Annotated in this window: 21 protein-coding genes; 15 read left to right on the forward strand and 6 right to left on the reverse strand. The window is 60.2% G+C overall.

What is annotated here, in order from left to right; translation table 11 throughout:
• Positions 1 to 24: 24 nt before the first annotated feature.
• On the reverse strand, positions 25 to 840 hold the full coding sequence (locus ACOQOY_RS09095; RefSeq protein WP_420585121.1) for a ChaN family lipoprotein: 816 nt from the start codon (positions 838 to 840) through the stop codon (positions 25 to 27).
• Positions 837 to 1,715 carry an RNA polymerase factor sigma-32 gene (locus ACOQOY_RS09100; RefSeq protein WP_420585122.1) on the reverse strand — a complete coding sequence of 293 codons (879 nt, stop codon included), beginning with the start codon at positions 1,713 to 1,715 and terminating at the stop codon, positions 837 to 839. The genes ACOQOY_RS09095 and ACOQOY_RS09100 overlap by 4 nt, the downstream gene beginning before the upstream one ends.
• Positions 1,716 to 1,815: 100 nt before the next feature.
• On the opposite strand from ACOQOY_RS09100, the gene cobU reads away from it, so the two are divergent.
• The 4 genes from cobU to ACOQOY_RS09120 are packed head-to-tail and all read left to right on the forward strand — an operon-like array spanning position 1,816 to position 5,415.
• Complete coding sequence (gene cobU, locus ACOQOY_RS09105) at positions 1,816 to 2,337, forward strand: bifunctional adenosylcobinamide kinase/adenosylcobinamide-phosphate guanylyltransferase (RefSeq protein ID WP_420585123.1); 522 nt, start codon at positions 1,816 to 1,818, stop codon at positions 2,335 to 2,337.
• Entirely contained in the window at positions 2,334 to 2,912 is a 579-nt protein-coding gene (locus ACOQOY_RS09110; RefSeq protein ID WP_420585124.1) for a histidine phosphatase family protein, read from the forward strand. Before cobU ends, ACOQOY_RS09110 begins: the two co-directional genes overlap by 4 nt.
• A 58-nt stretch (positions 2,913 to 2,970) precedes the next feature.
• Complete coding sequence (locus tag ACOQOY_RS09115) at positions 2,971 to 3,855, forward strand: glutathione S-transferase N-terminal domain-containing protein (RefSeq protein WP_420585125.1); 885 nt, start codon at positions 2,971 to 2,973, stop codon at positions 3,853 to 3,855.
• Positions 3,856 to 3,900: 45 nt separating this feature from the next.
• Positions 3,901 to 5,415: a YifB family Mg chelatase-like AAA ATPase gene (locus ACOQOY_RS09120; protein WP_420585126.1), complete on the forward strand. Its 1,515-nt coding sequence runs from the start codon at positions 3,901 to 3,903 to the stop codon at positions 5,413 to 5,415.
• Here ACOQOY_RS09120 and gshB read toward each other — a convergent pair.
• The 3 genes from gshB to rsmI all read right to left on the reverse strand — a co-directional run bounded on the left by gshB (position 5,412) and on the right by rsmI (position 7,636).
• Complete coding sequence (gene gshB, locus ACOQOY_RS09125; protein ID WP_420585127.1) at positions 5,412 to 6,344, reverse strand: glutathione synthase; 933 nt, start codon at positions 6,342 to 6,344, stop codon at positions 5,412 to 5,414. The genes ACOQOY_RS09120 and gshB overlap by 4 nt on opposite strands.
• A gap of 61 nt (positions 6,345 to 6,405) precedes the next feature.
• The gene (locus tag ACOQOY_RS09130; protein WP_420585128.1) at positions 6,406 to 6,777 is read right to left on the reverse strand and encodes a YraN family protein; all 372 of its coding nucleotides are present in this window, start codon (positions 6,775 to 6,777) and stop codon (positions 6,406 to 6,408) included.
• Between the two features lies 1 nt (position 6,778).
• Entirely contained in the window at positions 6,779 to 7,636 is an 858-nt protein-coding gene (gene rsmI, locus ACOQOY_RS09135) for a 16S rRNA (cytidine(1402)-2'-O)-methyltransferase (protein ID WP_420585129.1), read from the reverse strand.
• Between the two features lie 88 nt (positions 7,637 to 7,724).
• Here rsmI and ACOQOY_RS09140 point away from each other — a divergent pair, with 88 nt between their 5' ends.
• Genes ACOQOY_RS09140 through murJ form a run of 3 tightly spaced genes read left to right on the forward strand, consistent with a single transcriptional unit; the run spans position 7,725 to position 13,214 of the window.
• Positions 7,725 to 8,897, forward strand: coding sequence for a penicillin-binding protein activator (locus ACOQOY_RS09140; protein ID WP_420585130.1), 1,173 nt, complete (start codon positions 7,725 to 7,727; stop codon positions 8,895 to 8,897).
• Complete coding sequence (locus ACOQOY_RS09145) at positions 8,857 to 11,676, forward strand: [protein-PII] uridylyltransferase (protein WP_420585131.1); 2,820 nt, start codon at positions 8,857 to 8,859, stop codon at positions 11,674 to 11,676. The genes ACOQOY_RS09140 and ACOQOY_RS09145 overlap by 41 nt, the downstream gene beginning before the upstream one ends.
• Positions 11,673 to 13,214, forward strand: a complete 1,542-nt coding sequence (gene murJ / locus ACOQOY_RS09150; protein WP_420585132.1) for a murein biosynthesis integral membrane protein MurJ — start codon at positions 11,673 to 11,675, stop codon at positions 13,212 to 13,214. Before ACOQOY_RS09145 ends, murJ begins: the two co-directional genes overlap by 4 nt.
• On the opposite strand, the gene ACOQOY_RS09155 is transcribed toward murJ, so the two are convergent.
• Complete coding sequence (locus tag ACOQOY_RS09155; RefSeq protein ID WP_420585133.1) at positions 13,215 to 13,901, reverse strand: rhomboid family intramembrane serine protease; 687 nt, start codon at positions 13,899 to 13,901, stop codon at positions 13,215 to 13,217.
• Between the two features lie 86 nt (positions 13,902 to 13,987).
• Here ACOQOY_RS09155 and trpS point away from each other — a divergent pair, with 86 nt between their 5' ends.
• The 8 genes from trpS to ACOQOY_RS09195 all read left to right on the forward strand — a co-directional run bounded on the left by trpS (position 13,988) and on the right by ACOQOY_RS09195 (position 19,835).
• Positions 13,988 to 15,016 (forward strand): tryptophan--tRNA ligase, encoded by a 1,029-nt coding sequence (gene trpS / locus ACOQOY_RS09160; protein ID WP_420585134.1) that lies wholly within the window; start codon positions 13,988 to 13,990, stop codon positions 15,014 to 15,016.
• Between the two features lie 59 nt (positions 15,017 to 15,075).
• Positions 15,076 to 15,939 carry a branched-chain amino acid aminotransferase gene (locus ACOQOY_RS09165; RefSeq protein WP_420585135.1) on the forward strand — a complete coding sequence of 288 codons (864 nt, stop codon included), beginning with the start codon at positions 15,076 to 15,078 and terminating at the stop codon, positions 15,937 to 15,939.
• A 61-nt stretch (positions 15,940 to 16,000) separates the two neighbouring features.
• The gene (locus ACOQOY_RS09170; protein ID WP_420585136.1) at positions 16,001 to 16,456 is read left to right on the forward strand and encodes a universal stress protein; all 456 of its coding nucleotides are present in this window, start codon (positions 16,001 to 16,003) and stop codon (positions 16,454 to 16,456) included.
• A gap of 9 nt (positions 16,457 to 16,465) precedes the next feature.
• Positions 16,466 to 17,059, forward strand: coding sequence for a 2-hydroxychromene-2-carboxylate isomerase (locus tag ACOQOY_RS09175; RefSeq protein ID WP_420585137.1), 594 nt, complete (start codon positions 16,466 to 16,468; stop codon positions 17,057 to 17,059).
• A gap of 69 nt (positions 17,060 to 17,128) precedes the next feature.
• Positions 17,129 to 17,692, forward strand: coding sequence for a NifU family protein (locus ACOQOY_RS09180; RefSeq protein ID WP_420585138.1), 564 nt, complete (start codon positions 17,129 to 17,131; stop codon positions 17,690 to 17,692).
• Positions 17,682 to 18,266, forward strand: coding sequence for a tRNA (adenosine(37)-N6)-threonylcarbamoyltransferase complex dimerization subunit type 1 TsaB (tsaB, locus tag ACOQOY_RS09185; RefSeq protein WP_420585139.1), 585 nt, complete (start codon positions 17,682 to 17,684; stop codon positions 18,264 to 18,266). The genes ACOQOY_RS09180 and tsaB overlap by 11 nt, the downstream gene beginning before the upstream one ends.
• Positions 18,263 to 18,676 carry a GNAT family N-acetyltransferase gene (locus tag ACOQOY_RS09190; RefSeq protein ID WP_420585140.1) on the forward strand — a complete coding sequence of 138 codons (414 nt, stop codon included), beginning with the start codon at positions 18,263 to 18,265 and terminating at the stop codon, positions 18,674 to 18,676. The genes tsaB and ACOQOY_RS09190 overlap by 4 nt, the downstream gene beginning before the upstream one ends.
• Positions 18,677 to 18,836: 160 nt before the next feature.
• Positions 18,837 to 19,835 (forward strand): BMP family lipoprotein, encoded by a 999-nt coding sequence (locus tag ACOQOY_RS09195; protein WP_420585141.1) that lies wholly within the window; start codon positions 18,837 to 18,839, stop codon positions 19,833 to 19,835.
• Positions 19,836 to 19,839 lie beyond the last annotated feature (4 nt).

The following is a 19,839-nucleotide window of genomic DNA, read 5'->3' on the forward strand; positions in this document are numbered from 1 at the left end:
AAGGGGGCCGGACAGTTCCAGCGGTTAATTCTGAGTCTCAAATGCCAGACACGGGTCTTCACGTTCGATCCCCGGACTGTCGATCACCATGTCGAATTCTCCGTCCACAACGCCGTCCTCGGACTGACCCAGCACAAACACCTTCAACCCCGGACGCAACCGGGACAGAAAGGTTGGAATGCCCCGGTCCTTGCGGGCATGCCCGTTGCCCGTGATGACTGCAACCGGCCCTCCGGTCTCATCATTGGCCCGCAGAATAGCGCGGGTTAAAACCGCGTCGCGTAAACGTTGAATGGCCACCATTTGGGGCAAAGCACTGTCGGGCAGTGCATCACAATGGGCAGCCAGCTGATCCGCCTCACGTGCAGCCTGTTCTGCGGCGGGCAGTGGAACCGTCAAACCATAGCGCGCCGCATCTGCGCCCAACGCGGTTGCTGCCCCGCGCTCCATCGCGGCACGGGCAGCGGCACGTGGCACCATGGCCCCGTAGACCGGAGCTTCGGTCGCCTGAAAAACCGGGTAATACATGCTGAGAGGCGGCCAGCCAGACTCCAACCACTCCAAAATCCGCGCAAGTTCTTCAGGGTCGGAAACAGCCTTATCCGCAAGCCGTTTTGCGCCCTCTTCTGTCACCATCTCCCATACGACGGCTGAAGGCGCGATGTTCTTTATTGCTTCGGCCTGAAGGACGTGGTGCCGAGGATTGTCGTGAATTTCACCCAAAATGACCACGTCCGCCGAGGTCATCGCGGTCATGACATCATCGGGGATCAAATCATCGGCACGGGCCGGTGCGGCCGTAACCGCAAGTGCACAAAGCAGAATCGCAAACTGTCTCATGCAATGAAGTGTTGCACCTCGCGCGATTGGGCTTCAAGGTTCTTGCGCATTTTCACGAAAGCCGCGGCCTCAAGCTGGCGCACACGCTCCTTTGACAGGCCAAGTTCCTGCCCCAGACTTTCCAGTGTCCGGGACGGCTCGCGCAGTTTACGTTCGCGCACGATGAACCTTTCGCGATCATTCAGGGCTTGCATCGCCGTCAAAAGCCATTCGCGCAACTGTTGCGTATCGTGACTGTTCTCGACCGTTTCGGCAGCCTGCTCGCTTTCATCCTCAAGCGCGTCGATCCATTCACGCCCGTCTTCATCCACCGATTGCACCGCGTTGAGAGAAAAATCAGAGCCGGACAACCGCCCCTCCATCATCTCAACATCGCGCAGGGGTACACCAATCTCGGCCGCGATCATCTGATGCAGCTGATGGCGATCCAAATTCATCCCTTCGGTCGCAGCTTCGCGTTCCAGGCGTGCCTGAACACGGCGCATGTTGAAAAACAGGGATTTCTGGGATGAGGTCGATCCGGTGCGCACCATCGACCAGTTGCGCATCACATAGTCCTGAATGCTCGCCTTGATCCACCAAACGGCATAGGTCGAAAAGCGCACGCCCCGGTCCGGGTCGAACTTGTCGGCTGCTTTCATAAGGCCCAGCCCGGCTTCTTGGATCAGGTCGTTCATCGGCGCGCCATAACGCTTGAACTTGGCGGCCATCGAAATAGCTAGCCGCATGTAGGCCGTGATCAGCCGGTGCAGCGCCTGTTCATCACGCTCATCGCGCCAGGCATAAGCCAGTTTTAATTCGGTCTCTGCGTCCAGCAGTTCAGCCTTCATCGCTTGCCGGGACATCGAGAAATCGTTCGCATTATCCAGTGCCATTGAAATCTCCCCTTTTCACAGGCGCGGGCCGGGCTTGCCTTGCCGACCTAGGGTCGATACGCAGAACAAAACCGGGTGGATCACCTGAAAGGTAAGAATAGTGTATCCGGATTTAACCTTTGTGCTGGGCGGGGCGGCCTCGGGGAAGTCGGCATTTGCCGAGCAACTTGTTGTTTCAACGGACAAAAAAAGGACTTATCTTGCCACTTCACAAGTGTTTGATGACGAGATGCAAGATAAAGTTCAGCGGCACATCGCCCAGCGCGGCGCAGGCTGGGCAACTGTAGAGGCACCGTTCGACCTTGGCCCTGCTCTGACGAACCTGACACAAGACGATATCTGCCTGATAGATTGCGCCACCATGTGGCTGACCAATCATATGCTGGCTGAACACGATCTTGAGCAAGCGCAGCCGGCGCTGTTGCACGCGGTGAAATCCTGCCGGGCACCGATTGTCATCGTTTCGAACGAGGTTGGTCACGGGATCGTCCCCGAAAACGCTCTGTCCCGACGGTTCCGCGAGGCGCAGGGGCGGCTGAACATCGCCTTGGCGGCGCAAGCTGATTTGGTAGTGCAGGTGACGGCCGGGCTGCCTCTGGTGCTGAAAGGGCAATTGCCGTGACCCGGCTGCACTTGGTTCGCCACGGGCCGACCCATGCAAAAACCATGGTTGGCTGGTCCGACATTCCCGCCGACCTCAGCGACCATGCCGCCATTGCGCGCCTGCACGACCACCTGCCACCTGAGGCGCTGGTGATTTCGTCAGACCTGACGCGCGCTGTCGACACTGCCTCGGCCATTCAAGGTGCGCGTCAGCGCCTGCCACACCATCCCGACCTGCGCGAGATTCATTTCGGCACATGGGAGTTGCGCGGTTTCAAAGAGATCGAGGCTGAAGACCCCGAACTTTCCTTTGCCTATTGGGACAACCCCGGCGACGTCCGCCCGCCAGAAGGCGAAAGCTGGAATGAAGTGCGCGCGCGTGTCGATGCGGTGATTGACCGCCTGATTGCAGATCATACGGGCCACGATCTGGTCATCGTCGCCCATTTCGGCGTGATCCTGACACAAGTCCAACGCGCGCTTAACGTTTCGGCCTATGAGGCGTTCAGCCACCGGATCGACAATCTGTCGGTCACCGATATCACACTTCACCGAGATCGTTGGTCGGTGGGGCGGATCAATCACCTCCCGTGATCACACGCCGCACAAATCACTGATTTACGGGATCGTCCCGCCGCGCCATCCTTGCGACATGACCTATGATTTGTTTATCGGAGACCGCCTGTTTTCCAGCTGGTCAATGCGCGGCTGGCTGATGCTGGAAAAGTTTGGCCTGCCCTATCGAAGCCACATGATCGGCCTCTATTCCGGCACCATGGCCGAGGATATGACACCGCTCGCCCCCGCCCGCCTTGTTCCTGCCCTGCGCCTGCCCGATGGCACCGTTGTTGGCGAAAGCCTCGCCATGGCCGAGACTTTGGCCGAACGCCACCCTGACGCCGAGCTGTGGCCCGCAGACCCTGCCGCACGCGCAACCGCGAGGTGGCTCTGCGCCGAAATGGTCGCTGGATTCGCCGCCTTGCGCGGGGAATGCCCGATGCAGTTGAAACATTGCTGGCAAGGGTTCGAACCATCACCCGAAACGCTGTCCGATCTGAACCGGATCGAAACGCTGTGGGCGCACGCGCGCGCCGTTTCCGGTGCCGTGTCCGGGCCATTGTTCGGCCGCTATTCTCTGGCGGACGTCTTCTACACGCCGGTCGCAGCCCGGATCATAGGGTATGGCCTGCCTGTCTCGGAGGACAACAAGGATTACTGCATGGAATTGCTGTCTGACCCGTCGGCCCGGCAATGGCGTGCCATGGGAATGACCGTGGCCTACGACCCATTTCCATACACCTTGGACCTGTCCGCAACGGATTGGCCAGTCGGCGGGCAGGCCGACGCGCACGCTGTACCGAGCGGCCCCTCGGTTAACGACGCCTGCCCCTATTCTGGCAAGCCTGTCACTGATTTTTTGGAATTGAACGGACAGCGATGGGGTTTTTGTAACCCATTCTGCCGCGACAAAACCGTCGCTGATCCGGACGCATGGCCAAAATTCTCTGTCATGGTAGCCGCTGTTAACGATTCTTAAACCGCAGCCATGGCAGCAACGACCTGTTAACCAAAAAGGTCGTTCATGGTCGCCCGTTCCCACACCGTTGCTTTCCAAGGGGTCGATGCCCGCCCGGTCGAGGTGCAATGCGCCGTCTCGCCGGGCCTACCGGCCTTTTCCATCGTCGGCTTGCCCGACAAAGCCGTGTCCGAGGCCCGCGACCGCGTCCGCAGCGCGCTGAGTTCTATGGCAATTGCGCTGCCGTCCAAGCGCATCACCATCAACCTTTCGCCCGCCGATCTGCCAAAAGAAGGCAGCCATTTCGACCTGCCTATTGCCGTTGCGCTGCTGTCCGCTTTGGAAATCATCCCCCCGGATGCCGCCGAGGGCTCTGTCTCACTGGGCGAGCTATCTCTTGACGGCTCGCTGGTTCCGGTCGTTGGCGCTCTGCCCGCTGCTATGACCGCCGCAGCCGAGGATCGCACCCTGCTCTGCCCCCGCGCCTCCAGCGCCGAGGCGGCTTGGGTTGACGCCACGCAGGTAATCGGGGCTGGGTCCCTGGGCGATGTGGTGCGACATTTTTCGGGCCAAGCGCCCTTGCCCGCAGCCCAGCCTGGTGAAGTGCAGCTTGCCCCCAGTACCCGCGATCTGCGCGACGTCAAAGGGCAGGAACGGGCCAAACGCGCGTTGGAGATTGCCGCAGCAGGGCGTCACCACCTGATCATGATCGGCACGCCGGGGTCGGGCAAGTCAATGCTCGCCGCGCGTCTGCCGGGCATCCTGCCGCCGCTGACCCCAACCGAAGCGCTGGAAACCTCGATGATCCAATCGCTGTGCGGATTGCTGGACGAAGGCGGGATCAGCCGTACCCGTCCTTTCCGCGAACCGCACCACACAGCCTCTATGGCCGCCATCGTAGGCGGCGGCAAGGGTGCAAAACCGGGCGAAATTTCGCTGGCCCATAATGGCGTCCTGTTCATGGATGAGTTCCCGGAATTCCCGAGAACCGTTCTGGAAACCCTGCGCCAGCCGATTGAGACCGGAGAGGTCATGGTCGCCCGTGCCAACGCCCATGTTAAGTACCCCTGCCGGTTCATGCTGGCCGCAGCTGCCAACCCCTGCAAATGCGGGTATCTGACAGATCCTGCCCGTGCCTGCTCGCGCGCGCCGGTTTGTGGTGAAGATTACTTGGGGCGCATATCCGGCCCGCTTATGGATCGGTTCGATCTGCGCATCGAGGTGCCGCCTGTGGGATTCACCGATCTCGATCTGCCCCCTTCGGGCGACAGCTCTGCCACCGTTGCCGCACGGGTCGAGGCGGCGCGCGCCATTCAGGCGGAACGTTTCGTCGACACGCCCGGAACGCGGCAGAACGCGGATGTCGAAGGCAAAATACTGGAAGAAATCGCAGCGCCGGACGCCGAGGGCAAAGAGTTGCTGCTTAAAGCCGCTGAGCGGTTCGGCCTCTCCGCCCGCGCCTTTCACCGCATCCTACGGGTGGCGCGCACGATTGCCGATTTGGACGGTGCGCCGGATGTCCGGCGCCCGCATGTGGCCGAGGCGCTGAGCTTTCGCATCAGCGCCAAGGTGGCGTCTTAAAGCTTGGCCTCAATCGCTTGCCAGATTTTCTCGGCGATGTTGACGCCATCAAACCGCTCCAACTCTTGAATGCCGGTGGGTGAGGTCACGTTGATCTCGGTCAGATAGTCGCCAATCACGTCGATCCCGACGAAGATCTGGCCCTTCTCCTTCAGCAGAGGCCCAATCGCCGCGCAAATCTCAAGATCGCGCTCGGTCAGGCCGATCTTTTCAGGACGGCCACCCACGTGCATGTTCGAGCGCGTTTCACCCTTGGCAGGAACACGGTTGATCGCGCCAACAGGTTCGCCATCCACAAGGATAACGCGTTTGTCGCCGTTGCTGACATCGGGCAGGAACTTCTGCACAATCAGCGGTTCGCGTGAGAACCCGGTGAACAGTTCATGTAATGAGGTCAGGTTGCGGTCGTTCGCGTCCAGCCTGAACACGCCTGCACCGCCATTGCCATAGAGCGGCTTCAGGATGACATCTTCATGCTTTTCCTTAAACGCCTTGATGGTTTGCAGGTCGCGCGCAATCGTCGTTGGCGGAGTCAACTCGGGGAAATCCAGAACCAGCAGTTTTTCGGGATAGTTGCGCACCCAGAACGGATCATTGACCACCAGCGCCTGCCCTTTCAGACGGTCCAGCAAGTGCGTCGAAGTGATGTAATGCATATCGAACGGAGGATCCTGACGCAGCCAGATCACATCGAAATCCGCCAGATCCACTTCACGCTCCGGTCCCAGCTCGGCGGGGTTTGCGGCCACGCGTTGCACTTTCATGTCCTGCCCGCGCGCGGTGATCCGACCCTCCTGATAGGCCAGTTGGTCGGGGCTGTAGAAAAACAGCGAATGCCCGCGCGCCTGCGCCTCTTCGGCCAGACGGAATGAGCTGTCTGCGTTGATATCCACGGCCCCGATCGGGTCCATCTGAAAGGCGATTTTCATGGCGTGTCCCTCAGTTTCACGCCAGATACATGGCCCAGCGGGCCGAAGGGTTCAATGGGGGTCAGACCTGCCCAAAGGCGTTTTCGATGATTTGAACCGCCCCCGAGGCGTCCACCAATGCGGCGTCAAACCGGGTGTTTGTCAGCTGCCCTGCCGGTTCGTGCTCCAGAAACTGAGCGGCAGAGGCGCAAATCCGGTCCATCTGGCGGCGATTGATCCGAGCGGCGGCCAAATCAAAACTGCTGCTTTTCTTGACCTCAATGAAAACAACGCCGTCCGCGTTACGGGCGATCAAGTCTATTTCACCACCCGCCCCGCGCCAGCGACGATGTTCGATTAAGAAGCCAAGCCGCTCATATTCCGACGCAACCTGCTGCTCTGCCGCCTGTCCGGCGTGATAGGAAACCGAACTTCGGACAGATCGCGCGGTCATGTCATCCCTTTCCCAGCTTCAAAGCCATCTGGTAAATCGGACGGCGCGGCAGCTTGTACATTTCCGACACCAAATCTGCCGCGTCTCGAACCGAATGCGTTTCCAAGGCCCGTTTCAAAGCTTCTTCTATGTCAGAATCGTTAACAGTTTCCGAATGCCCGCGATCCACCAGCAGGACAATCTCACCCTTGACGGTCTGAACCTGAATATCCGCGGCTAGCTCGGCCAATGTCCCGCGCCGGACCTCTTCGAATTTCTTGGTCAGCTCGCGGCACAGCGCGGCCGAGCGGTCGCCACCCAGCACCTCGGCCAAATCCGAAAGGCACGCCGCCACCCGTTTGGGCGATTCGTAGAATACCAACGTGCCGGGGATGTCGCGAAGCGCTTCGATCCGGGTTCGGCGCGCGCCGGATGCATTGGGCAGAAACCCGGCAAAAAAGAACGCATCCGTTGGCAACCCGGCCAGCGTCAATGCCATCAACGCTGCTGACGGGCCGGGGGCGCAGGTCACGATATGCCCCGCCTCGGCCGCCTGCCGCCCCAGATCATAGCCCGGATCGGCGATCAGGGGCATTCCGGCCTCGGACGCATAGGCGACCGACTTCCCTTCGGCCAGCGCGTCCAGAATTTTCCCGCGTGCTCCCGCGCCGCTGTGGTCGTGATAGGCCAGAATGCGGCGCCCTTCGAGCGGCACGCCGTGAATCTCCATCAACCTACGCAGGCTGCGCGTATCCTCGGCGGCGATCATGTCCGCTGATGCCAAAACATCCAGCGCCCTGAGCGTAATATCGCGCGCAGTACCGATCGGAGTGGCAACAAAATACAGGCCTGCGCCCAATCTGACCTTTTGGAAATTCAAAGCTGGACCCTCACAGCGTGACGTTTATTATTGCGGCCTAACAGATAGGCGGTGCCCCAAGCCGCCGGGACAGGGAGTTTTCTTTTAGATGTTTACCGTTTGCAAGCCCGTTCGCAAACTGGCGCGCACCGCCGCCGTTCTGGCCACCGCTGCATTTCTGGCCGCCTGTGATGTCACCTCGATCGGCGGAGGGCCCTCGATCGACGCGTCCAAACCCGTTCCCGTTGCCCTTCTGGTTCCAGCCGGATCAGCCAATTCCGGCGATGCGGCTCTGGCGCGCAGTCTCGAAAATGCGGCCCGGCTCGCGATGTCTGACCTGCAAAATGTGCAGATTGATCTGCGCGTTTATGACACCCAAGGCAATTCAAACACTGCCGCAGCCGTAGCGCAGCAGGCCGTTGCAGATGGGGCCAAAATCATTCTTGGCCCGGTCTATGCACAGGCCGCAAACTCGGCCGGGCTGGCTGTGCTGAGCAACAATGTCAACGTTCTGTCCTTTTCCAACAACACCAATATTGCGGGCGGGAACGTGTTCGTGCTTGGCCCGACTTTCGACAACACGGCCAACCGTCTGGTCAGCTACGCAGGATCACGTGGCAAAAACGGCATGGTTATCGTTCACAGCAACGACGCCGCCGGGCAACTGGGCCAATCCGCCATTGCAACCGCGCTGAGCAGCAGCCGGGTAAACAATGCCGGAACGATCGGCTATGACCGGTCGCAGCAGGGCGTGATCAATTCGGTTCCGACGATCAAGGCGACCGTTGATTCTTCGGGGGCCGATTCTATTTTCCTGACATCGACGACTGCAGGTGCGCTGCCGCTTTACTCGCAGCTTCTGCCCGAAGCAGGGCTATCCCCGGCAACCACGCAATATATCGGCCTGACGCGCTGGGATATTCCGGCGCAGACGCTGGAATTGCCGGGTGTGCAGGGGGGGTGGTTTGCCCTGCCCGACCCGTCCAAAGCGCAGGCGTACCGTCAGCGATACAACAACACCTACGGCGAGGCCCCGCACCCGATCAGCGGGCTGGCCTATGATGGCATCGCAGCCATCGCCGCGCTGGCCAGCCAAGGCAAATCCGACGCTCTGACCGCCTCGGCACTGACCCAAAACGCCGGTTTCCAAGGCGTCGGCGGTATCTTCCGCCTGCGCCCGAACGGCACAAATGAACGCGGTCTGGCTGTCGCCACGATCCAGAATAAACAGGTAGTAGTGATTGACCCCGCCCCACAAAGCTTCTCAGGCGCTGGTTTCTGAGCAACCGGAATTGACGCTCATCCCCAAGGGTGAGCTGATCTGCCCGGCCAATGATATCTTCGACAGCACCGCCATTCTGGCGCAGCTGTCGGAGGCTTTCGATACCATATCCGACAATGCAGCACGGCGGAATGAAACCGTGCGCATTCTGCGTGACGCCCAGAAAGCCGGACGTCAGGCCATTGCTGATGCGTTCGCCAAGCGCCCCTTTGATGCGAGGCCCCTGACGCGTTCGTACACCTACCTGACCGACGGGCTGGTCTGCACTGCCATGAAGGTAGCCAGCGAAGACCTGCATCCGCTGGCCACACCGACACAGGGCGAGAAAATCGCGGTGATGGCCGTGGGCGGTTACGGGCGCGGAGAGATGGCGCCCGCCTCCGACGTCGATCTGCTGTTCCTGACCCCTTATAAGATCACCGCCTGGGCCGAGAGTGTCATCGAGTCGATGCTCTACATCCTGTGGGATCTGCGCCTGAAGGTCGGCCATTCCTCGCGCACCATCAAGGATTGCCTGCGGCTGGGGGCTGAGGATTTCACCATCCGCACCGCCATGCTGGAACAGCGATGGCTGGCCGGAGATATCGCGCTGGCACAAGAGCTGGACGGCCGCCTGAAATCCGACCTGTTCAAAGGCTCGGAACGTCAGTTCATCGAGGCCAAACTGCACGAGCGCGACGAACGGCACAAAAAGCAGGGCCAGCGTTACATGGTCGAGCCCAATGTCAAAGAGGGCAAAGGCGGGTTGCGCGACCTGCAATCTCTGTACTGGATCGCCAAGTATATCTACGGGGTTCAGGATGTCGCCGAGCTGGTACCGCTGGGCCTGTTCACCGCTGAAGAATTCAAGACCTTTGTCGAAGCCGAAGATTTCCTGTGGGCCGTGCGGTCGCATCTGCATCTGGTCACCGGACGCGCGACCGAACAGCTGACCTTTGACCTGCAGGTCGAAGTGGCCGAGCGGATGGGCTATGAGGATCGCGCCGGACGTCGGGCGGTCGAATTCTTCATGCAGCGCTATTTCCGCGAGGCGACCTATGTGGGCGAGCTGACCCGCATCTTCCTGACCAAGCTGGAAGCCTCGCATATGAAGGGCGAAGCCATACTCGAACGCATCTTCCGCCGCCGCCCTCGGGTCAAGGCTGGCTATAAGGTGGTGCATGGCAGGTTGGACGTAGCCGACCCCGAGACCTTTCTGACCGACAAGCTGAACCTGCTGCGCCTTTTTGAAGAAGGGCTGCGGACCGGCATGCTGATCCACCCGGATGCTATGCGACTGGTGACGGCCAATCTGCACCTGATCGACGATGATATGCGCGAAAACCGCGAGGCACAGCGCATCTTTCTTGATCTGATGCTGAAACACGGCAACCCCGAGCGCGCCCTACGCCGGATGAACGAACTGGGCGTGCTGTCTGCCTTCCTGCCCGAGTTCGAGCACATCGTCGCGATGATGCAGTTCAATATGTACCACAGCTATACGGTGGACGAGCACACGATCCAGTGCATCGTGAACCTCGCCCAAATTGAACGGGGCGAGCTGATCGAATCTCTGCCGCTTGCGTCTTCGATCCTGAAGGGCGGCGTGAACCGCAAGGTTCTGTATGTGGCGCTGTTGCTGCATGACATCGCCAAGGGGCGGCCCGAGGATCACTCGATCCTGGGCGCTCAGATTGCTCGCAAGGTTGCGCCACGACTGGGGCTGAACAAGGCCGATTCAGAAACTGTGGAATGGCTCGTGCGCTATCACCTGCTGATGTCTGACATGGCGCAGAAACGCGATATTTCCGACCCGCGCACCGTGCGCGATTTCGCCAAAGCCGTGAAGACGGTCAAACGGTTGGATCTGCTGACGGTGCTGACGGTCTGCGACATTCGCGGCGTGGGGCCGAACACGTGGAACAACTGGAAAGCCACCCTGCTGCGCGCCCTGCATGCCGAAACCAAGCGTGCGCTTGAGACCGGGATGGAGGACCTCAATCGCGTCAACCGCGGTGCCGAGGCCAAAAAAGCGCTGCGAACGGCGTTGGCAGGTTGGTCCAAACCCGATCTCAAGACCGAAACCGGGCGGCATTATCCGCCGTATTGGCAAGGTCTGAACCTCTCGACCCATGTGGAATTCGCCGAGATGCTGCGGGCGCTGGAACACAGCGGCGACCCAGGCGAGATGGAAATCCGCCTACACCCGGACGAAGACCGCGACGCCACCCGCGCCTGTTTCGCGATGGGCGACCATCCCGGCATCTTTGCGCGGATCGCCGGTGCCTTGGCTCTGGTCGGGGCGAATGTGGTCGACGCGCGCAGCTATACGACCAAGGATGGCTATGTGACCGACGCGTTTTGGATTCAGGATGCTGAAGGTCATCCGTTCGAAGCCAGCCGCCTGCCCCGCCTGACCCAGATGATCCACAAGACGTTAAAGGGCGAAGTGGTAGCTCGCGATGCGCTGAAATCACGCGACAAGATCAAAAAACGCGAGCGCGCGTTCAACGTTCCGACGCATATCACTTTCGACAATGAAGGTTCTGAAATTTACACGATCATCGAGGTTGATACCCGTGATCGCCCGGGCCTGCTCTATGACCTGACGCGGACGCTGGCTGCGGCAAATGTCTATATCGCAAACGCGGTGATTGCGACCTATGGCGAGCAGGTCGTCGATACCTTTTATGTCAAGGACATGTTCGGGCTGAAGTACCACTCGGAAAGCAAGCAGCGCACGCTTGAGGGCAAACTGCGCAAAGCCATCACCGAAGGCGCCGAGCGCGCGGCCTCATGAAGCAGATCCGTCTGTTCTCTGGCCTGTTCACGGTCAGCTTCTGGACCCTGACCAGCCGGATACTGGGTTTTTTGCGGGAAATCCTGCTGACTGCCTATATCGGCCCGGGGCCGGTGATGGACGCCTTTGTCGCCGCCTTCCGCCTGCCCAACATGTTCCGCCGTTTCTTTGCCGAGGGCGCGTTCAACGCCGCCTTTGTGCCGATGTTTTCCAAGCGTTTGGAGGGTGAAGAAGACGCCGCAGGCTTTGCGCAGGATGCGTTCAATTTACTGGCCGTGGCGGTGCTGGCTTTGGTCGGGCTGGCGATGGTTTTCATGCCCGGTCTGGTGTGGCTGACTGCCGAGGGATTCTATGGCGACGAGCGTTTCGATCTGGCGGTGGACTATGGCTATGTCGTCTTTCCCTATATCCTGTTCATGTCACTGGCGGCTCTGTTTTCCGGTGTCCTGAACGCCACGGGCCGTTTTGCTGCTGCTGCCGCTGCGCCGGTATTGCTGAACATTTTCGCCTGCACCGCCCTGATCGCCGGGGCTACCATGGGCGGAGAGGTCATCCGCTGGCTTATCGCCGTGATCCCGCTGGCCGGTATCGCGCAACTGGCGCTGGTTTGGGTTGCGACCGAACGCGCTGGCATTCGTATTCGCCCCGGACTGCCGAAACTCAGCCCTGAAATGCGCCATATGGTACGCATCGCTGTACCCGCCGCTCTGGCCATGGGCGTCACGCAGGTCAATCTGGTGGTGGGGCAGCTGGTGGCCTCAAAAACCGAAAAGGCGGTCAGCTGGTTGTTCGCGGCGGACCGATTGTACCAGCTTCCTCTGGGCGTGGTGGGCATTGCCGTGGGTATCGTCCTTTTGCCCGATCTGTCGCGCCGCCTGCGTGCCGGAGATAAAGACGGTGCCCGCAACGCCTTTTCCCGCGCCGGAGAGTTCACGCTGTTGCTGACCATCCCCTCGACCGTAGCGTTTGTGATCCTGCCGAACCCGCTGGTTTCTGTCCTGTTCGAACGCGGCCAGTTCAGTGCAGAAGACACTGCAGCCACGGCACTGGCAGTGGCGATTTACGGCATCGGGCTGCCCGCTTTCATGCTGCAAAAACTGCTGCAACCGCTCTATTTCGCGCGCGAAGATACGCGCCGCCCGTTTCACTATGCCGTGGTGGCGATGGTTGTGAATGCCGGGCTGGCCTTTGGGCTTTTCCCAGTGGTCGGTTGGATCGCGCCTGCCATTGCAGCCTCGGCCGCCGGTTGGGCCATGGTCGGGCTGCTGATCCTCGGAGCACGCGGCATGGGAGACGAAGCCCGGTTTGACGACCGCTTCAAACGCCGCGCATGGCGCATCATCGCGGCCTCGCTTGGCATGGGCGTCGTGCTTTATGCCGCCATTCACCTGTTTGGCTGGACGTTCGAGTTGGCCGGATGGCGCTATCTGGCGCTGCTCATCCTGATCAAGGTTGCAGCAGCCACTTATTTCTTCCTCGGCCACTTGTTGGGTGCCTTCGAAGTATCTGAGTTCAAAAAGGCCCTGCGGCGCTCGTGATCAATCGCGGCGGATGTGGCGCACGATCCGCGCCCAGCCGCCCGGCGCCAGAAAGAAGGAAAGGCCGAACCCGGTGGCAAACCCGCCCAGATCAGCCACCCAGTCCGAGGTGCCACCAAACAGCAAGCCAAACACCAGTTGGATGCCCATCAGCGCTGCGATCAACCCAAAGGCGCGATGCTGGTTTTCCCCAACCAGGGAAAGCTTACGCCACAGCAGCCACGTGAACGCACCAATCAGGCCGTAGACCGGAGGGAACCCTCCGACCAGCGGATAGTTCGGGTTCAACAGCAGCGCATAAGCCAAAGCACCGCCCACACCGGACAGCACAAAAATCACCAACATCTGCAACCCGCCGAAGACCTCGGCCACCATCTTGCCCATTGCCAATACAAAGACACAAACGAATACCGCTTGCGTGAATGTGCCCGACACAAACGGATAGGTTACGAACCGGATCACGTGCTCGAACGGCCAGCGCCCGTTCTCGACCATCCAGTAGAAGATATCGGGCGAGAAGGAATAACTCTGCAACGCATCCAGGCGCCAGCCCACAGCAGACGGGCCTCCGATCAATCCGCGCGCGCCAAGCGTAAAGGCCAGTTCCACCCCCATGATGAACAGCACCAAAGCCACCACCACCGGCGGCAGAGGGTTCACGGCGGGTGTATAATGTTCACTGCTCATTGGGCTGGCCTTTCGCGGCTGTTGACGTCCCTTGGCCTCATGGGTAAGCGACGGGGGCTGATTTTTCCAGACGGGAGTTCCCTTCGATGACCGAGACCCAGTTCACACCGCGCGTGTTTTCCGGCATCCAGCCGTCCGGCGGGCTGACCCTGGGCAATTATCTGGGGGCGATGAAACGCTTTGTGGATATGCAGAGCGCAGAATTCGAGACCATCTATTGCATGGTCGACCTACATGCGATCACCGTCTGGCAGGACCCGGCTGCGCTGGCCCACAACACACGCGAACTGTGCGCCGGATATATCGCGGCTGGCATCGACCCGGAAAAGTCTATCCTGTTCAACCAAAGCCAGGTGCCCGAGCACGCTCAGTTGGCGTGGATATTCAACTGTGTCGCCCGCATGGGCTGGATGCAGCGGATGACCCAGTGGAAGGACAAGGCGGGCAAGAACCAGCAGAATGCTTCGCTGGGCCTGTTTGCCTATCCCTCTCTGATGGCCGCCGACATCCTGATCTATCACGCGACCCATGTGCCGGTTGGCGACGACCAAAAGCAGCATCTGGAACTGACCCGCGACATCGCGATCAAGTTCAACCATGACTATGGCGTCGACTTCTTCCCGATCACCGAACCTGTGATCGAAGGGGCCGCGACCCGCGTCATGAGCTTGCGCGACGGGTCCAAGAAGATGTCCAAGTCCGATCCTTCGGACATGAGCCGCATCAACATGACCGATGACGCCGACACGATTGCCAAGAAGATTCGCAAGGCCAAGACAGACCCCGAGGCGCTGCCCTCGGAACTCGACGGTTTGGATAACCGCCCCGAAGCGAGAAACCTCGTGAATATCTACGCCGCCCTCAGTGACCAGAGCGCCGAGCAGGTTCTGGCCGAAGTTGGTGGCAAGCAATTTGGTGAGTTCAAGCCGATGCTGGCCGAATTGGCGGTCGAGAAACTGTCGCCGATCTCGTCCGAGATGGCCCGCCTGATGGGTGAAGAGGCCGAGATTGACCGGATTCTGGCCAAAGGTGCGGAAAAGGCGCGCGCCATTGCAGCCCCGATCCTGCAACAGACCTACGAAATCGTGGGCATGGTTGGCGCAAAACAGGGCTGATTGCTCTGGACGTTGCCCTGCCGCCTTCCTAGGTTTGCCGCAAAGCTTGGGAGGGCATCATGGCAGTCGGCAAGAATATCCGGACATATTTCGAAGGGCAGTGGCACGACGGGGATGCGCCGATCATGCGCGCCGCCGACCACGGATCATGGTTGGGATCGTCGGTCTTTGACGGCGCGCGGTATTTCGATGGCCTGGCCCCCGACCTTGCAGCCCATTGCGCCCGCGTGAACCGATCCGCCGAAGCGCTGATGCTGACGCCCTTCGTGACCACCGAGCAGATGGTCGAGATCATCCACGAGGGGCTGGCTGCCTACGGCCCGGACTCAGCCGTTTATATCCGCCCGATGTATTGGGGCATCGACGGCGATACGACTGCCATCATCCCGCAGGAAAACAGCACTGGCTTTGCGATTTGTCTGGAGGAAATTCCGATGGCGCCCGAGACCGCCTCGGCCACCTTGGGATATACGCGCTTCCGCCGTCCGGTTCTGGAATCATCGGTGGTGAATGCCAAGGCCGGATGCCTCTATCCGAACAACGCGCGAATGCTGCATGAGGTGCGCTCCAAGGGCTTCACAAACGCGCTGGTTGCCGACGCCCTTGGTCATGTGGCCGAGACGGCGACTGCCAATATCTTCATGGTGCGCGATGGCGAGGTTTTTACACCTACCCCCAACGGCACGTTCCTCGCCGGGATCACCCGCGCGCGCCACATCGAAAACCTGCGCGCCGACGGTGTGACGGTGCACGAAGCCATTCTCAGCTTTGAAGATTTTCACAAAGCCGACGAGGTCTTCATGACCGGCAACATGAGCAAGATCACTCCGATCACTGCGTTGGAAGATACGCAATATCAGGTCGGACCCATCGCCCGCCGCGCCCGTGAACTGTATTGGGATTGGGCGGCCAGCACCCGTTAAGCTCTGGTTGCCAGCGCGCATTTGGTCGGGCATGATCGCCTGAAATAACTGAGGACACTTCATGCGCAAATTCCTGGTCGTTCTGGATGACAGTCGCGAATGCCTGAACGCAATGCGCTTTGCCGCCATGCGTGCTGCACACACAGGAGGCGGCGTAACGATCCTGTCGGTGATTCCACCGGATGAGTTCAACCACTGGATCGGCGTCGCCGAAGTGATGCGCGAGGAAACGCGCGAACGGATTCACGCGCATTACGAAGTTTTCGCCAAATGGATGCGCGACAAACAGGGTGTGGACCCGGAACTGGCGATCCGCGAAGGGGATCCGGTTCCACAGATCATCGAACACGTCCAGTCCGACCCCGAAATCGGGGTGCTTGTTCTGGGTGCAGGTGTCGAAAAGAAAGGCCCCGGGCCACTGGTGACGCAACTGACCAAGAACTCGGGCAGCCTGCCGATTCCGATCACCATCGTTCCCGGCGACCTGAGCAAAGAAAAGCTGGAAGCGATCACCTGAGGTCTGGCCATGACGCGCAGCATCCAGTTCTGGTTCGAGTTCGCGTCGACCTATTCCTATCTCAGCGCCATGCGGATCGAGGATTTGGCGGCCCGGCACGGAGTTGCTGTTGAATGGCACCCTTTCCTGCTGGGGCCGATCTTTGCCGCTCAGGGCTGGGACAACTCGCCGTTTAACATCTACCCCGCCAAAGGGCGCTATATGTGGCGCGACATGGAGAGGTTGTCCACCCGGCGCGGTCTGCCGTTTGCACGGCCTGATCCATTTCCGCAAAACGGCCTGAAGGCCGCGCGGCTTGTGCTGACAATCGACTCACATCCCCAACGGGCCGCCTTTGTCCGGGCTGTCTATGCCGCCGAGTTTGCCGATGGCCGAAACATCTCGGACGATGCAGTTCTTGTCGATTGCCTGTCGCAGGCCAGCCTGCCCGCTGAAACCTTGGCCCGCACGCGGGAACCTGAGATCAAAGCGGCATTGATCGAGCAGACCAAAACCGCCCTGGCCAAGGGCATTTTCGGCGCGCCTAGTTTTCTGGTCGGGGATGAGCTTTTTTGGGGCGATGATCGCCTGGATGAAGCGATGCAACTGGCGGCTGAAATTTAGAACGGTTCCAAATCTTGACTTCCCCGGCCTGGACCCGCATATCAGGAACAACTGATACGGAGCCGTGCCATGTTCATCCAAACCGAATCCACGCCGAACCCTGCAACGCTGAAATTCCTGCCCGGTCAAACCGTGCTGGAGGCCGGCACTGCAGACTTCCCAACGGCGGAAGCAGGTGAGAAATCGCCTCTGGCCAAGCGGATTTTCGCGGTGTGCGGGGTCACGGGCGTGTTCTTCGGCAATGACTTTGTGACCGTGACCAAAGCGGATGACGTCCAATGGGATCACATCAAACCCGCCATTCTGGGCGCTGTGATGGAGCATTACCAATCTGGGCAACCGGTGATGGGTGCAGATGCCACCACCGCGTCGGGCCATGCCGAGCATACCGGTGAAGACGCGGAAATCGTCAACCAGATCAAAGACCTGCTGGACAGTCGCGTGCGTCCTGCGGTGGCGCAAGATGGCGGCGATATCACCTTCCACGGCTTTGACCGCGGCGTTGTCTACCTGCATATGCAGGGGGCTTGCGCGGGCTGCCCGTCCTCGACCCTGACGCTGAAAATGGGCATCGAGAACCTGCTGCGCCATTACATCCCCGAAGTAACCGAGGTTCGCCCCGTTGCCGTCTGACCCGATCATTCTGGCTTTTGACACGTCGGCCGCGCATTGCGCGGCCGCTTTGTTGCGGGGTGACTCTATCATCGTATCGCGCGTCGAACCGATGTCGCGCGGTCAGGCCGAGCGACTGATGCCGTTACTGGAAGAGGTCTTGACCGAAGCCGACTGCACCTGGCGCGACCTCACCGCCATTGGTGTCGGCAGTGGGCCGGGAAACTTTACCGGCATTCGCATTTCCGTGTCTGCCGCACGCGGGTTGGCTCTGGGACTTGGGATACCGGCTGTGGGCGTCTCGGGATTCGACGCTGTGGCCGAGATCGGAGAAGGGTTGCCCGCCATCCGCGCACCGCGCGAGCAGGTCTATGTTGCCCTGCCAGATCAGGACCCTGCTCTGATGGCGATTGAGCAAGCAGAATCACTCGGGCCTTTGATCCTGAACGATGACCCGGATTTGCAGGTCCGGGCCATTGCCCGTCTTGCCGCTCAACGATGGTCCAGCGGGACCGAGGCACCGGCCCCGCTATACGTGCGACCAGCCGATGCGGCCCCGTCCAAGGACACTCCGCCCGTTTTGTTGGACGGATGACCCCGCAGGATCTGGCCAATACCCACGCGGCGGCTTTCACCCAATCGCGCCCCTGGACGGCAACCGAGTTTGCCGATCTTCTGGCCAATCGGTTCACACATGTCATTGGCAACGCTAAATCTTTTGCCCTGTTTCAGGTCATAGCGGATGAGGCGGAATTGCTGACAATCGCGACCCATCCCAGCCATCAACGCCAGGGTCTGGCCCTGCAATCCATGCAGGACTGGCAGGCAATGGCCAAAAAATTAGGCGCAACCCGCGCCCTACTGGACGTTGCGGCAGACAATCATCCCGCCATTGCTCTGTATAAGCGCTGCGGCTATGCCACCTGCGGTCGGCGCAAAGGCTACTATCTGCGCGAAAACGCTGAGAAAATTGACGCCATCGTCATGGCACACGATCTGTTCTGACAGATCAGCCTGATTTTTTTCTACCATCCGGTCAAAAATCAGTTGACCGGACCGGTTGCAAACGCCCTTAATTCCCGCCATCACAACAGTTATGCTCGCTCACAGTGGGTAAACGGGGCTATCTTGGCCCCGACCGACAATAACAAAACGGGAGTATGAAATGACCCTGATGAAATCCTTGATGGGCGCTGCCGCCGCCGTCGCGCTGACTGCGGGTGCGGCTTTGGCCGAGCCGGCCCTGATCTTTGACCTGGGTGGTAAGTTCGACAAATCGTTCAACGAAGCGGCCCATAACGGCGCGGCCCGTTGGGCGGATGAGACCGGCGGCTCGTATCGTGAGATCGAACTGCAATCCGAGGCCCAGCGCGAGCAGGCCCTGCGCCGTTTCGCCGAGGCCGGTGCCAACCCGATCATCACCGTGGGTTTCGCAATGGCCGATCCGCTGTCGGCGGTAGCAGGGGACTACCCCGACACAAAATTCGTCGCAATCGACGTGAACTGGCTGGACGCACCAAATATCCGTCAGGTCAGCTTTGCCGAGCATGAAGGCTCGTATCTGGTCGGCATGATGGCCGCTATGGCATCCGAGTCCGGCACCGTTGGCTTCATTGGCGGCATGGATATCCCGCTGATCCGCCACTTTGGCTGCGGCTATGCGCAAGGTGCAAAGGCTGTGAATCCGGACATCCAGATTGTCGCCAACATGACTGGCACCACCCCGGCAGCCTGGAACGACCCGGTGAAGGGCTCGGAGCTGACCAAGGCGCAGATCAGTCAGGGCGCTGACGTGATCTATGCGGCCGCAGGCGGCACCGGTGTTGGTGTTCTGCAAACCGCAGCCGACGAAGACATCCTGTCAATCGGCGTGGACAGCAACCAGAACCACCTGCATCCGGGCAAGGTTCTGACCTCGATGCTGAAACGCGTGGACGTCGCCGTTTATGAGGCGATGAGCGCAGGTGAAAACCTTGAAACCGGCGTCTTTGCCATGGGTCTGGCCGAAGAAGGCGTGGGCTATGCGCTGGATGAAAACAACGCGCCGCTGGTGTCGGATGAGATGAAAGGCGCGGTCGACAAGGCGCGTCAGGACATCATCGACGGCAACGTGACCGTGACCAGCTATTACGAGAACGACAGCTGCCCGGCACTGCAGTTCTGATATC

Origin of the sequence: Ruegeria sp. (genome assembly GCF_965221235.1) — a bacterium.
GTDB lineage: Bacteria > Pseudomonadota > Alphaproteobacteria > Rhodobacterales > Rhodobacteraceae > Ruegeria.